Raw genomic sequence first — 12,889 nt, 5'->3', positions numbered from 1 at the left:
CGACGTGCCGGCATTATCCAGAATCCGCGCGCCCTTGTCTCGTCGTGAGATGGCAATCGCGTGGATGAAGCCTCTGTCGTGTGGAGATGTCATGGAATTTCCCGTACTCACCGTCAATCCCGCCAAGGTCGAAACGGCTTGCCTCGTGGTGCCGGTGTTCAAGGACGGCGATCTGCTGCCGGTGGCCGAGAAGCTCGACGATGCCAGCGAGCGACTGATCGGGCAACTGATCGAACGCGGCGATTTCGATCCCGGCCTCGGTAACGTCCAGCTGATTCCCTTCGCACCGGGCCTGGGCGCCGAGCGCCTGATGCTGGTGGGACTCGGGGAGCGCGGCAAGTGCAACGAGGGCACGCTACGCAAGGCGCTGGATGCCGCCTTTACCGCCCTCACCAAGCTTCCCGGTGACGAGGTGGCAGTGGCTTTCACCGATGTTCCGGTCGGCGAGCGCGCCAGTGACTGGAAGGCTCGCATGATCAGCGAGGCGGCCCTGCGCGCCGTCTATCGCTTCACCGAATTCAAGTCCGAACCGGGGCCGGCGCCACGCCTGGAGCGTGTGGCCCTGCTGGTCAGCGAAGCGGCCGATGCTCAGCCCGCCGAGCAGGGTGCCAGGGTCGGCGCCGCCATCGGCGAAGGAGTCAACCTGGCCCGGACTCTGGGCAATCTGCCCGGCAATGTCTGCACGCCACGCTACCTGGCCAGCCAGGCCGAACAGCTCGGTCAGCAGTCCGGCGGAGCGCTGGACGTCGAGGTTCTCGACGAGGAGGCCCTCGAGACGCTCGGTGCACGCTCGCTGCTCTCGGTGGGACGCGGCAGCGAAGAGCCCTCGCGACTGATCGTCATGCGCTACCAGGGCGCCGACAATGCCGAGGAGGCGCCTCACGTGCTGGTCGGCAAGGGCATCACCTTCGACACCGGCGGCATTTCGCTCAAGCCCGGTGCCGACATGGACGAGATGAAGTTCGACATGTGCGGAGCGGCGAGCGTCTTCGGCACCGTCAGGTCGCTGCTCGCGCTCAAACCCAAGGTCAACGTGGTCGCCATCGTCGCTGCTGCCGAGAACATGCCCGACGGGCGTGCCACCAAGCCGGGCGATATCATCAAGACTCTCAAGGGATTAACCGTCGAAGTCCTCAACACCGACGCCGAGGGGCGTCTGGTACTGTGTGACGCCCTGACCTACGCCGAACGCTTCACGCCGGCCAGCGTGGTCGACATCGCCACCCTCACCGGTGCCTGCGTCATTGCCTTGGGCGCGCACGCCACCGGGCTGTTCTCCAATGACGACGATCTGGCGCTCGACCTGCTCGAGGCCGGCGAAACTGCCTGGGACCGCGCCTGGCACATGCCCTTGTGGGACGACTATCAAGGGCAGCTCGAGTCCAACTTCGCCGATATTGCCAATATCGGCGGACGCCCGGCCGGCGCCATCACGGCGGCCTGCTACCTGTCCCGCTTTGCCGACAGCTACCCCTGGGCGCATCTCGACATCGCCGGCACGGCCTGGACCTCGGGCAAGCAGAAAGGCGCCAGCGGACGCCCGGTGGGCCTGCTGACGCAATATTTGCTCGATCGCGAGGCCGAACTGCAGAGTACGGAATGAATAAGCGGTAAGATACGCAGTGGCAACGGCACTTCGGACTTTATGAGGTCGAGGTGCCCGTGCCATGATTAGGCTTCTAACGATTTCGGGCCCACACTACCTCTGGACGCGCTGAATCAATGCGTGCGACCAGAGTCATGCAGCAATGGAGAACGCTACCGTGTCCACCACAGGCTTTGGACTGAAGCCCAATGCCAATCCCACCGATGCGAACGTCCGCGCGGAGATCCTGGCGAACCCCGGCTTTGGCCGCTTCTTTACCGATCACATGGCGCATGTGCGCTGGACGCTGGCCGAGGGTTGGCACCGCGGCGAAGTCCGCCCCTACGGCCCGCTCACGCTGGACCCCGCCGCCTCGGTGCTGCACTACGCGCAGGAGATCTTCGAGGGCGTCAAGGCCTACCGTCACGCCGACGGCTCGGTATGGACCTTCCGCCCCGAAAGGAACGCCGCACGCTTTCGCGCCTCGGCACGGCGCCTGGCGTTGCCCGAACTCGACACCGAGACCTTCATCGGCTCGCTGAAGGCACTGGTCGCCCAGGATATCGACTGGGTCCCGACTCCGGCCAGCGAAGCCGAGGAGTCGAGCCTCTATCTGCGTCCGTTCATGATCGCCAGCGAGACGTTTCTCGGTGTGCGTCCCTCGAAGGAGGTCGACTACTACGTCATCGCCTCGCCGGCGGCGGCCTACTTCAAGGGCGGCGTCAAGCCGGTGTCGATCTGGCTGTCGTCGAAGTATAACCGCGCCGCGCCCGGCGGTACCGGCTTCGCCAAGTGCGGCGGCAACTATGCCGCCTCGTTGAAGGCCCAGGAGGAAGCCGCGACTCACGGCTGCGATCAGGTCGCGTTTCTCGACGCGGTGGAGAACAAGTGGGTGGAAGAGCTCGGCGGCATGAACCTGTTCTTCGTGTTCAAGGATGGCCGCATCGTCACCCCGGCGCTCACCGGTACCATCCTCGAGGGCGTTACCCGGGATTCCGTGCTGCAACTGGCCAGGGATGCAGGCCTGTCTCCCGAGGAGCGTCAGATCAGCATCGACGAATGGCGTAAAGGCGTGACTTCCGGCGAGATCAGCGAGGTATTCGCCTGCGGTACGGCAGCGGTGATCACGCCCATCGGCGAATTGGTCAGCGAGGAGGAGCGTATCGCCTGCGCCTCCGACGGTGGCGGCGAAGTCGGCAAGGCGCTGCGCAAGCGGCTGCTCGACATTCAATATGGCCGCAGCGAGGATACCCATGGCTGGCTGACGCGTCTCGCCTGAGACCGATCACTCGTCAGGCTCGCAGGGACGGTCGACCTGTTCGACCGTCCGCCGCTTCCGTTCGATTCCGCTCAACAACCAGGACGATACGGAGAACCACGATGAGCAAGGTCATGATCGTCACGGCTCGCCTGGAAGGCGGTGAAAGCAGACACTCTTCAGGCCATCTTCCATGACCCGGATCGATTTCTACATTCTCTCCGATACCACCCTGGACGCCCGGCTCGATTTCGCCTGTCGCCTGGCCGAGACCATCTACCGCAAGGGTTATCGGCTGCACGTGCATACCGAGGATGCGGCCATGGCGCACGATTTCGACGAGCGGTTGTGGGTCTTTCGCCCCGACAGCTATGTCCCGCACAGCCTGCTGGGCGATGCGGTCGAACCGTTGCCGCCGGTCACCATCGGCTTCGATGCCCCGCCCGAGCCGGGCATCGAAGCCATGCTCAACCTGCATTCCGAGATTCCCGAATGGTTCTCGCGTTTCGAGCGGGTCGCCGAGATCATCAACCAGCACCAGGACGTACTGACCGCCAAGCGCCAGTGCTGGCAGACCTACAAGAAGCGCGGCTACCCGGTAAAGGCGCATCAACTCTAGTCTCGCCGCATCACGCATGCCGCCGGCGTGCGACGGGTCGCCTGCAGCGCTATAATCGGGCCCATTTTCGCGACGCCGCCCCGGCCCGTGGTCAACGCCATCCCTTTCAGTCAGAGCTCGCAATGGACAAGACCTACCAACCCGAACAGATCGAAACCCGCTGGTATCAACGCTGGGAAGCCGACAACCGCTTCGCGCCCTCCGGCCAGGGCGACCCTTTCGCGATCATGATTCCACCGCCCAACGTTACCGGCAGCCTGCACATGGGCCATGCGTTCCAGGACACCATCATGGATACGCTGGTCCGCTGGCGTCGCATGCGCGGCAACAACACGCTCTGGCAGGTGGGTACCGACCATGCCGGCATCGCCACGCAGATGCTGGTCGAGCGCAAGCTGGCCGCCGAGACTGGTCAGACGCGCCATGACCTGGGGCGCGACGCGTTCATCGACAAGGTCTGGGAGTGGAAGGCCGAGTCAGGCGGTCACATCACCCGCCAGCTACGTCGCATGGGCGCCAGCGTCGATTGGAGCCGCGAGCGTTTCACCATGGACGACGGCTTCTACAAGGCGGTTCAGGAAGTCTTCGTGCGCCTGTTCGACGAAGGCCTGATCTACCGGGGCAAGCGCCTGGTCAACTGGGACCCGACCCTGCACACCGCGATTTCCGACCTGGAAGTGGAGAACCGCGAGCAGCAGGGTCAGTTCTGGCATTTTCGCTATCCGCTGGCCGATGGCGTGACCACCGATGACGGCAAGGATTATCTGGTGGTCGCCACCACCCGCCCGGAAACGCTGCTCGGCGATACCGGCGTGGCGGTCAATCCCGAGGATCCGCGCTACGCCTCGCTGGTCGGCAAGTTCATCGAGCTGCCGCTGGTCGGCCGGCGCATTCCCGTCGTCGCGGACCCGCACGCCGACATGGAGAAGGGTTCGGGATGCGTGAAGATCACCCCCGCCCACGATTTCAACGATTACGAGGTCGGCAAGCGCCAGGGGCACGTGCTGATCAACGTGTTCTCCAAGGATGCAAGAGTTCTCGAACGCGCCGAGATCTTCGATCTGCAGGGTCGCCCGCTGCCCGACGAGAACGCCACGCTGCCCACCGCTTACGCCGGACTGGAGCGTTTCGTCGCGCGTGAGAGGATCGTCGCCGACATGGAGGCGCAGGGGCTGCTCGAGAAGGTCGAAACCATCAACAACACCCTGCCCTATGGTGACCGCTCGGGAGATGTCATCGAACCGCTCTTGACCGATCAGTGGTTCGTCGCCGTGAAGAGCCTGGCGGAGCCGGCCATTGCCGCCGTCGAGAACGGCGACATCCAGTTCGTGCCCAAGAACTACGAGAACATGTACTTCGCCTGGATGCGCGACCTGCAGGACTGGTGCATCTCGCGTCAGTTGTGGTGGGGACATCGTATTCCGGCCTGGTACGACCCGGAAGGCAATGTCTACGTGGCCCGCAGCGAAGCCGAGGCTCGCGAGAAGTACGGTCTGGCGCCGGACATCGTGCTGGCCCAGGACGACGACGTGCTGGATACCTGGTTCAGCTCGGGGCTGTGGACCTTCGGCACCCTAGGCTGGCCGGAGCGGACGCCGGAGCTCGCCACCTTCCACCCGTCGAGCGTGCTGGTCACCGGATTCGACATCATCTTCTTCTGGGTCGCGCGCATGATCATGCTGACCCTGAAGTTCACCGGCGAGGTGCCGTTCAAGCAGGTCTACGTGCACGGGCTGGTACGCGACGCCCAAGGCCAGAAGATGTCCAAGTCCAAGGGCAACGTGCTCGACCCCATCGATCTGATCGACGGCATCGACCTGGAGACGCTGGTCGACAAACGCACCGGCAACATGATGCAGCCCCAGCAGGCCAAGAAGATCGCCAAGGCGACCCGTGCCGAGTTCAGCGAGGGCATCGAACCCCACGGCACCGACGCATTGCGCTTTACCTTCCTGTCGCTGGCCTCCACCGGACGCGACGTCAAGTTCGACATGGGCCGCCTCGACGGCTTCCGCAACTTCTGCAACAAGCTGTGGAACGCCTCGCGCTATGTGCTGATGAACACCGAAGGTGAGGATGTCGGTCTGGGCTCTCTCGACGACAGCGACATCGAGCTGTCGCTGGCCGACCGCTGGATCGTCTCGCGCCTGCAGCAGACCGAGGCCCAGGTCACCCGGGCCTTGGAGGAGTTCCGCTTCGATCATGCCTCGCAGGCGCTCTACGAGTTCGTATGGAACGAGTACTGCGACTGGTACCTGGAGCTTTCCAAGCCGGTGCTCTGGGACGATAGCGCCTCGGTTTCCGCCAAGCGCGGCACCCGGCGCACCCTGGTGCGCGTGCTCGAGGCGATCCTGCGCCTTGCGCATCCGATGATGCCCTACATCACCGAAGAGATCTGGCAGCGCGTGGCGCCGCTGGCCGGCAGGGCGAGCGGCGACGGTTCCGAATCCATCATGACTCAGCCATGGCCCCAGGCCGAGCAGGACAAGATCGACGAGCAGGCCGAACGCGACATCGAATGGCTCAAGGGGGTCATCATCGCCGTGCGCAACATACGCGCCGAAATGAACATCGCCCCGGGCAAGCCACTCGATGCACTGTTGACCAAGGGGAGCGAGGCCGACCGTCAGCGCCTGGAGGCCAACCGGCCCTTCCTCGCCAAGCTGGCCAAGCTCGAGAGCGCCACCTGGCTCGACACCCCCGATCAGGCTCCCCTCGCCGCCATCCAGCGGGTCGGCGACATGGAAGTCCTGGTGCCGATGGCCGGCCTGATCGACAAGGAAGCCGAGCTGGCGCGTCTGGCCAAGGAGCTCGACAAGCAGGACAAGCTGATTGCTGGCGTCGAAAAGAAGCTCGGTAACGAAAGCTTCGTCGCCAAGGCGCCGGCGGATGTCGTCGAGAAGGAGAAAGGCAAGCTCAGGGATGCCCAGGCGGCACGCGACCTGCTGTTGGGGCAGCGCGAGAAGATCGCGGCACTCTAGACCGACAGCCCTGTCAGCGATCTCATCGATCAGTCAGAGCCGCCTACGGGCGGCTTTTTCATGCGGAGTTTCCTTTAGGCTTTGTACGAAAACTGCCTACACTCGGCCATACGGCGTTAAAAAACAGCTCAAAATGCTCATTTACCTCTCGTAAACTCCGCCTTTTCGCTGCTTTTTGCCTTGCCTGACCATCGCTCGCCGACTTTTCGTAAATAGCCTAGAGCCTGCCCCTTTCAGCGTCAGCCCCTTAAGCACAGCAGCCGTTGAGCGCACCTAACAGAACACTGTTCCTTAAGGTTTGATTAACGGTAACATAGAGAGGTCACTCTGTCGGGCCCTTCACATGCAACCCCGTAAAATATTGCTGCTCAATACTCTTGGCCTGTTGCTTGTCGCGACTTGGTGGCTGACTTATCCAACCGTCTGGTCGCGCCTGGATGATGGCGTATTCTGGTTCTTCAACCAATTCGTGACTGCCGATCATCGGCACTGGACAGAAGTACTGGCCTTTCTCAATCTGAGAATTTTCGACGCCATTGCCTTCGTCACCATGGCACTGCTATTTTTCGTCGCCTGCCTGCGTGACAGCGCACCGGAGCGCATTTGGCGCTGGTTCGGCATCGGACTGACCATGTTGGTCACGGCAGCGCTACTGGCGCTGTTTACTACCAAAGGGATCCGTTACGGCCATCCCAGCCCGACACTGGTTTTCGAGAATGCCCACCGCCTGACCGATATCGTCACCATTCCCGCCAAGGATGCTTCGGCCAACAGCTTCCCGGGGGATCATGGCTTGATGCTGATGGTGTTCGCCTCTTTCATGCTGCGCTTCAGCGACCGCATGATCGGTGCCCTGAGCGTCGCGTTCGTCGTGCTCTTGAGTGCGCCGCGCATCATGGTCGGTGCACACTGGTTCAGTGACGTCTACATGGGAGCGCTCGCTATCGCCCTCGTGGTTCTCCCCTGGGTCCTTTACACGCCCTTGGCGACATGCTGTGTTGGACGCATCGTCACGATTGCCCGTCGCATCTGCCCCTCGTCTGAGGGGCATCGGTACACTCAGAAGCACTGAAACTGCGACACACCCTGGGCGAGCCGCCCCCTGGCGTCCTTCACACCTTCTTTGCAGGAGGCGACTTCATGCCCCTCGGCGACCAGTTGATCGCGCCCGGAGGACTTGGCGGCGTAAAGGCGACGATCGGCCAGTTCCACTACGCCATCCAGCAAGGCAGCCTCCCGGGAAAGCGCCAGTCCCATCGATAACGTTACCGGTAGCGTCAGCTCGTGTAAGCGACAGGGTGACTCCGCCAAGCGCCTGCGCAGCTTGGCCGCGACCTGTAACGCCTCTTCACGACCAGCGCCAGGCAGCAGCACCAGAAACTCCTCTCCCCCCACCCTTCCCAGCACGTCGCCTTCACGCAGCGTCTTCTTCAACGTTTGCGACAGGTGACGCAGCACCTCATCTCCCGCCGAATGCCCGTAAGTGTCATTGACGCTCTTGAAGTGATCAGCATCGAGCAACAACAGTGTGAACCCCCGTCCCTGCTGCCAGTACTGCCCCGCCAGTTCAAAAATGGCCCGCCGATTGAGCACGCCGGTCAACGAATCGTGCGAAGCGTCGACCCGATAGCGCTTCTCGACGCGCTCGGTAATGACATACAGTTGCAGCACCACAAAGGAAAACAGCAAGAAGACGGCACCCAAATTGACGCTGCGCAGCATCTCCCGCGACATGCTGCCGTGGTGCCAGGCATGCATGGTGAAAGTGGAGAAGTGCACCGAGCCCAGAGCCAGAATAAACAGCGCCAACCCCAGCCCCAGCTTGGCACGGCGCTGCAGATCACTGATAAGTAACTCAAAGAAGATAACGAAGAAATAATAATCGGCCCCCGCCCCAAGCATGACGGTACTGATCGTAATCAATACGGTGACGCCGAATAACTGTACGATAAGAGCCGAGGTACAGGATCCGCGCCGATGCAGAAGAAGCGCGACGAGATTAAGCAGGATACTCATCAAATTCAAATTGGACAGCAGGACGGAATCCAGCCAAACAATAATCGGAATGTAAAGTGCATGCGCCAGAGTCGCCAAGAGATAGATACGTACGAAAATTTCGTAGTTCCGACGATACTCTACCGGCACTGGCGCAGGAGGTTGGGAAAACTGTTGCCAAGCGGCTTTCAAGTAGCCCATAGATTATCCTTGCATTCTAGTCTGGAAGCCCGGCAGCTGGCATGCCGCTCAGGCAGAGCGACTCATATCCATTTGAATGGGTCAGCATCGGCCATACCCGTAGCTTATTTACGCTCCTCCATGGGGTCAGGAGCTGGAATAACGCTACGGTATATTGTTATCTTTTAATAAACATTGATGTTTCTAATTTAGAATTATAAAGAGGCTTTTGTGTGAAGAAGTGGCTCATAGTCAACAAGTCGTATTTAATAATTATAAACAAGACATATACATGAAATGAAGTAAAATCACTATTCTCATCGACAGGAAGCAAAGCACTTTTTCTCTTTGGCCAACGTTACTGGCTCAAGGGGCTGAACCCGAACCCAGGCGGACCTGTCTCGCCCCTGCCCATGGCCAGGCATGCCATGTCACCCTGTGAAGATTGCCATACACGATAAGGAAATATGCCATGCCAATCCTCTGGCATCATCAGGACTTGGGAAAACTCATCCTGCGTCTGGCCGTGGGAGGCCTGATCCTGCTGCACGGCATCGCCAAGCTGCTCGATCCCGGCAGCCTGACCGGGATCGGCAGCATGCTTGCAGCTCATGGCATACCCACCTTTCTGGCCTATGGCGTGCTGATAGGCGAAGTGGTTGCCCCCGTCATGGTCATTGCCGGTTGGCAGGCCCGACTGGGCGGATTGCTGATGGCCGGCAACATGCTGGTCGCCATTGGGCTGGCACACGTCTCGCAGCTACTGACGTTGACCGACCAGGGAGGCTGGGCGCTGGAGCTTCAGGCCATGTTCCTCTGCAGTGCCCTGGCCGTCATGTTTCTCGGCAGTGGACGTCTGGCCCTGCGCCCCGACTAGCCAAGCCGGCCCGCCACGTCCCAGGCCTCCAGACGCTGCATCAGCAGGCCGGGAAAACGCTTGAACCAGGTCTGGTTGAGCGGCGATGGATGGGGTAACGGAGCCAGCCGAAAATGCGCCTCGCGTCCGTCCTCGAGCACCAGCGAGGTGGTATGGCAGGCACTGAAACGGTCCTCCCGGGCCCAGAAGGCTTCCAGCGCCTGGCGTATCTCGCGCGGCTGATTGATGCCGAACCACAGGAAGGCTTCACGCCCCAGCGTGATCAGATCGCGCCCTTGCCACTCATCGACCAACACCTTGGCCATGAGCGGCTGGAAACGCTTCTTGACCGCCATCGACCAAGCCTTGTTGCCCAACGGTTTGTAGGGCACGGTGTTGGCCCAGAAGAACTGCCGCCCGACCTCGAGCGATGCATCGAAATCGGGTAGCTCCTCCCCATGGAGATGGCGATACAGGGCGGCTCGCACCTTCTGGCCGCCACTACCCACGAATGGCTGCCCGTGCTCGACCTCCTGACGCCCCGGGTCGCGCCCGAAGAACCCCAGCGGGGCCTCCCGGGGCCCGACGCCGATGATCGGCTCCAGCGGATCCTTGCCGTACTTTTCGTACACCTCGCTGTCACGTCCCTCGAGCAGGCGTGCCTCGTGACGAAAAGCCTCACGCAGTGTCTCATCCAGCGCCATCTCATCCTCCTTGATGTCTGACTCGGTCCATGCCCCATGCCTCGCGGGTTGGTTCTACCAGCTACCGGTGTTTTCCATCGAGGCCCAGGGTTCCTGCGGTGCGAGCGCCTCCCCCTGCTGCAGCAGTTCGACCGAGATACCGTCCGGTGAGCGCACGAAGGCCATGTGACCGTCCCGGGGCGGCCGGTTGATGGTGACTCCGCCCTGCTGGAGCTTGTCGCACAGCGCGTAGATATCTTCCACACGGTAGGCCAGATGGCCGAAGTTGCGCCCGCCCGTGTAGGTTTCGGGATCCCAGTTGAACGTCAGCTCCACCATCGGCGCCTTGTCTTCGCGGGCCCGGGCCTCATCCTCCGGGGCCGCCAGGAATACCAGCGTGAAGCGTCCCTTTTCGTTCTCCACACGGCTGACTTCCTTGAGTCCCAGCAGATCGCAGTAGAAGTGCAACGAGGCGTCGAGATCGCTGACACGCACCATGGTATGCAGATATTGCATGCTTTCCTCTCTCAGTCGTGATTCTCAATCATGGGTATAGCGCTGGAAGACGCGGATGTTATCGTCCTCATTCCAGGCATAGACGTTATAGTCATCGACGCGCCCGGTTTCCATACCCGGCGCTCCCTGCGGCATGCCCGGCACGGCGAGACCGGCAATGTCGGCCTCCGACTGGAGCAGACGCTGAATGTCATCGGCCGGCACATGGCCTTCGATCACGTAACCCTCGATCATCGCCGTGTGACAGGAGGCGAGCTTGGCGGGCACGCCATGCTCGCCCTTGATGGCGGCCATATTGTTCGCCTCATGAACCTGCACCGTGAACCCGGCATCTTCAAGATGCTCGACCCACGCCGTACAGCAACCGCAGTAGGGATCCTTCCACACCTCGGCGGTCGGTCCGGCCCAGGCGACACCGGCCATCAGGCCCAGCGTCAGTGAAGCCACTCCCTGGCGCAGGCGCCGGGAGAAGGAGGGAAAGGTCCTGTCATGTCTCGCCATGTCGACTCTCGCTTTTTCTGTCTCGATAAAGTGCGGCATCATGGGCATACCGCCGGCCGCGGCCCGGCCCCATCGATTATAGAGGTATCGCATGGCCGATTACTGTGATCTGGCACCGGCTCACCCGTTTCACGGACCCTACCATGACCAGGAGTACGGTTTTCCCGTGGATGACGATGACGTGCTGTTCGAACGTCTGGTCCTGGAGATCAACCAGGCGGGATTGTCGTGGCTGACGGTGCTCAAGAAGCGTCCGGCGTTTCAAGCCGCGTTCGACCGGTTCGTCGTCGCCCGGGTCGCCGCCTATGACGAGCACGAACGCGAACGACTGCTCAGCGATGCCGGCATCATCCGCAATCGGCTCAAGATCGACGCCACCATCCACAATGCAGGCGTGATTCGCTCGCTGCAAGCCGAGCATGGCAGCTTCAAGGCTTGGCTGGATCATCACCACCCGCTGCCACTCGCCGACTGGGTACGCCTGTTCAAGCGCACCTTCCGCTTCACTGGCCCCGAAATCGTCAATGAATTCCTGATGAGCACCGGCTACTTACCCGGCGCCCACCGTCACGACTGCCCGACGCACGCCAGGATCCTGGCCTGCCACCCCGCCTGGGCCAGCACATGATGCCATCGGGAGCTCGCGCATGGATTCTCTGACCCAGGCCTGTCTGGGTGCGGCGGTAGGCGGCGCGATACTCGGCCGGCGTCTGGGCCGCAAGGCGGTAGTGGCCGGCGCCTTCCTGGGCACGCTCCCCGACCTCGACGTGATCATCGACTACGGCGATGCAGTCGCCGACTACGCCAGCCACCGCGGCTTCAGTCATTCACTGTGGGTGCTCGAGGCGCTGGCCACGCTGCTGGCGCTGGGCTGTGCCCGAGGACTGCGAACGTACCGGATTCCGTTCGGACATTGGTGGCTGTTCTTTTCCGCCTGCCTGCTCACCCACCCCCTGCTCGACGCCTTCACCACCTACGGAACCCAGCTATGGTGGCCGCTGACCTCGCCACCGGTCAGTTGGGCCAGCATCTTCATCATTGACCCGCTCTATACCCTACCGTTGTTGATCACGGTGCTGATCGCACTGTATCGGGGCCGGGCGCCAAAGGCGCTAGGCTGGGGACTGGCGCTGTCCACGGCCTATCTGCTGTTCTCGCTCATTGCCAAGCAGGCCATCGACGCCCGCCTCGAACCGCTACTCGCCGAACGTGGCTTGGCCGACGCACCGCGCCTGGTCCAGCCCACCCCATTCAACACCCTGTTATGGCGAGTCACGGTGATCGACAACGATCGCTATCACGAAGCCTTGGCCGGCCTCTTCGATACGCGGCCTCCGCCCATCGAGTCCTTTCCCCGTGGCAAGCGTTACGCGGATGTCGCCCTGGCGACGGCAAGCGGTCAGCGACTGCGGTGGTTCGCCGGGCCTTTTCTGCGCTACCGGCCTCACCAGGACGATAGCGGCACCTGGCTGGTCGTCACCGACCTGCGTCTGGGGCTTCCCGGCTTCTACCCCTTCAACTTCCGCGTGGCAGAACGTACCGATGGCAGCTGGCAAGCCATTTCATCGCAGCGGGTTGCCGGTCATCAGCCGGATATCGCCGCCCTGTTCCAGCTATGGCAGCGGGCGATCACGCCGGATCAGGCGGTCTGCCCGTCATCCCTGGCTCAACGCCCTCCATCGCCACGGGCCGGAGACTGCCCAGACTCGTGATCG

12 protein-coding genes are annotated in these 12,889 nt (G+C 62.1%); 8 read left to right on the top strand and 4 right to left on the bottom strand.

The genetic code is table 11. The annotated features are described in order from the left end of the window. Window positions 1-91 precede the first annotated feature (91 nt). From ACYQ12_RS03955 to ACYQ12_RS03935, 5 genes are all read left to right on the top strand, one after another. Entirely contained in the window at window positions 92-1,603 is a 1,512-nt protein-coding gene (locus ACYQ12_RS03955; RefSeq protein ID WP_459868029.1) for a leucyl aminopeptidase, read from the top strand. 160 nt (window positions 1,604-1,763) lie between these two features. Further along, the gene (locus tag ACYQ12_RS03950; RefSeq protein WP_459868026.1) at window positions 1,764-2,864 is read left to right on the top strand and encodes a branched-chain amino acid aminotransferase; all 1,101 of its coding nucleotides are present in this window, start codon (window positions 1,764-1,766) and stop codon (window positions 2,862-2,864) included. A 172-nt stretch (window positions 2,865-3,036) separates the two neighbouring features. Continuing rightward, entirely contained in the window at window positions 3,037-3,462 is a 426-nt protein-coding gene (locus ACYQ12_RS03945) for a DNA polymerase III subunit chi (RefSeq protein ID WP_459868023.1), read from the top strand. Between the two features lie 122 nt (window positions 3,463-3,584). Beyond that, the gene (locus ACYQ12_RS03940; RefSeq protein WP_459868020.1) at window positions 3,585-6,443 is read left to right on the top strand and encodes a valine--tRNA ligase; all 2,859 of its coding nucleotides are present in this window, start codon (window positions 3,585-3,587) and stop codon (window positions 6,441-6,443) included. 343 nt (window positions 6,444-6,786) lie between these two features. Continuing rightward, complete coding sequence (locus ACYQ12_RS03935; RefSeq protein WP_459868017.1) at window positions 6,787-7,515, top strand: phosphatase PAP2 family protein; 729 nt, start codon at window positions 6,787-6,789, stop codon at window positions 7,513-7,515. On the opposite strand, the gene ACYQ12_RS03930 is transcribed toward ACYQ12_RS03935, so the two are convergent. Next, on the bottom strand, window positions 7,503-8,639 hold the full coding sequence (locus ACYQ12_RS03930) for a GGDEF domain-containing protein (protein WP_459868014.1): 1,137 nt from the start codon (window positions 8,637-8,639) through the stop codon (window positions 7,503-7,505). The two genes, ACYQ12_RS03935 and ACYQ12_RS03930, sit on opposite strands and share 13 nt — an antisense overlap. A gap of 451 nt (window positions 8,640-9,090) precedes the next feature. Here ACYQ12_RS03930 and ACYQ12_RS03925 point away from each other — a divergent pair, with 451 nt between their 5' ends. Continuing rightward, window positions 9,091-9,495 carry a DoxX family protein gene (locus ACYQ12_RS03925; RefSeq protein ID WP_459868011.1) on the top strand — a complete coding sequence of 135 codons (405 nt, stop codon included), beginning with the start codon at window positions 9,091-9,093 and terminating at the stop codon, window positions 9,493-9,495. On the opposite strand, the gene ACYQ12_RS03920 is transcribed toward ACYQ12_RS03925, so the two are convergent. The 3 genes from ACYQ12_RS03920 to ACYQ12_RS03910 are packed head-to-tail and all read right to left on the bottom strand — an operon-like array spanning window position 9,492 to window position 11,174. After that, complete coding sequence (locus ACYQ12_RS03920) at window positions 9,492-10,178, bottom strand: uracil-DNA glycosylase family protein (protein WP_459868008.1); 687 nt, start codon at window positions 10,176-10,178, stop codon at window positions 9,492-9,494. The genes ACYQ12_RS03925 and ACYQ12_RS03920 overlap by 4 nt on opposite strands. Window positions 10,179-10,232: 54 nt before the next feature. Further along, the gene (locus tag ACYQ12_RS03915; RefSeq protein ID WP_459868005.1) at window positions 10,233-10,673 is read right to left on the bottom strand and encodes a VOC family protein; all 441 of its coding nucleotides are present in this window, start codon (window positions 10,671-10,673) and stop codon (window positions 10,233-10,235) included. A 24-nt stretch (window positions 10,674-10,697) separates the two neighbouring features. After that, window positions 10,698-11,174 carry a DUF411 domain-containing protein gene (locus ACYQ12_RS03910; protein WP_459868002.1) on the bottom strand — a complete coding sequence of 159 codons (477 nt, stop codon included), beginning with the start codon at window positions 11,172-11,174 and terminating at the stop codon, window positions 10,698-10,700. A 91-nt stretch (window positions 11,175-11,265) separates the two neighbouring features. Here ACYQ12_RS03910 and ACYQ12_RS03905 point away from each other — a divergent pair, with 91 nt between their 5' ends. After that, window positions 11,266-11,802, top strand: a complete 537-nt coding sequence (locus tag ACYQ12_RS03905) for a DNA-3-methyladenine glycosylase I (protein ID WP_459867999.1) — start codon at window positions 11,266-11,268, stop codon at window positions 11,800-11,802. 19 nt (window positions 11,803-11,821) lie between these two features. Next, window positions 11,822-12,886 carry a metal-dependent hydrolase gene (locus ACYQ12_RS03900; protein ID WP_459867996.1) on the top strand — a complete coding sequence of 355 codons (1,065 nt, stop codon included), beginning with the start codon at window positions 11,822-11,824 and terminating at the stop codon, window positions 12,884-12,886. The last annotated feature ends 3 nt before the right edge of the window (window positions 12,887-12,889 follow it).

This window comes from Halomonas shantousis, from assembly GCF_054654615.1.
This window is presented reverse-complemented; position numbering and strand designations above follow the sequence as displayed.

Excerpts from the sequence above, each read along its gene's own strand:
- ACYQ12_RS03955 (WP_459868029.1), top strand. The coding sequence starts at position 92 with ATGGAATTTCCCGTACTCACCGTCAATCCCGCCAAGGTCGAAACGGCT.
- ACYQ12_RS03945 (WP_459868023.1), top strand. The coding sequence starts at position 3,037 with ATGACCCGGATCGATTTCTACATTCTCTCCGATACCACCCTGGACGCC.
- ACYQ12_RS03940 (WP_459868020.1), top strand. The coding sequence starts at position 3,585 with ATGGACAAGACCTACCAACCCGAACAGATCGAAACCCGCTGGTATCAA.
- ACYQ12_RS03935 (WP_459868017.1), top strand. The coding sequence starts at position 6,787 with ATGCAACCCCGTAAAATATTGCTGCTCAATACTCTTGGCCTGTTGCTT.
- ACYQ12_RS03930 (WP_459868014.1), bottom strand. The coding sequence starts at position 8,639 with ATGGGCTACTTGAAAGCCGCTTGGCAACAGTTTTCCCAACCTCCTGCG.
- ACYQ12_RS03925 (WP_459868011.1), top strand. The coding sequence starts at position 9,091 with ATGCCAATCCTCTGGCATCATCAGGACTTGGGAAAACTCATCCTGCGT.
- ACYQ12_RS03920 (WP_459868008.1), bottom strand. The coding sequence starts at position 10,178 with ATGGCGCTGGATGAGACACTGCGTGAGGCTTTTCGTCACGAGGCACGC.
- ACYQ12_RS03915 (WP_459868005.1), bottom strand. The coding sequence starts at position 10,673 with ATGCAATATCTGCATACCATGGTGCGTGTCAGCGATCTCGACGCCTCG.
- ACYQ12_RS03910 (WP_459868002.1), bottom strand. The coding sequence starts at position 11,174 with ATGGCGAGACATGACAGGACCTTTCCCTCCTTCTCCCGGCGCCTGCGC.
- ACYQ12_RS03905 (WP_459867999.1), top strand. The coding sequence starts at position 11,266 with ATGGCCGATTACTGTGATCTGGCACCGGCTCACCCGTTTCACGGACCC.
- ACYQ12_RS03900 (WP_459867996.1), top strand. The coding sequence starts at position 11,822 with ATGGATTCTCTGACCCAGGCCTGTCTGGGTGCGGCGGTAGGCGGCGCG.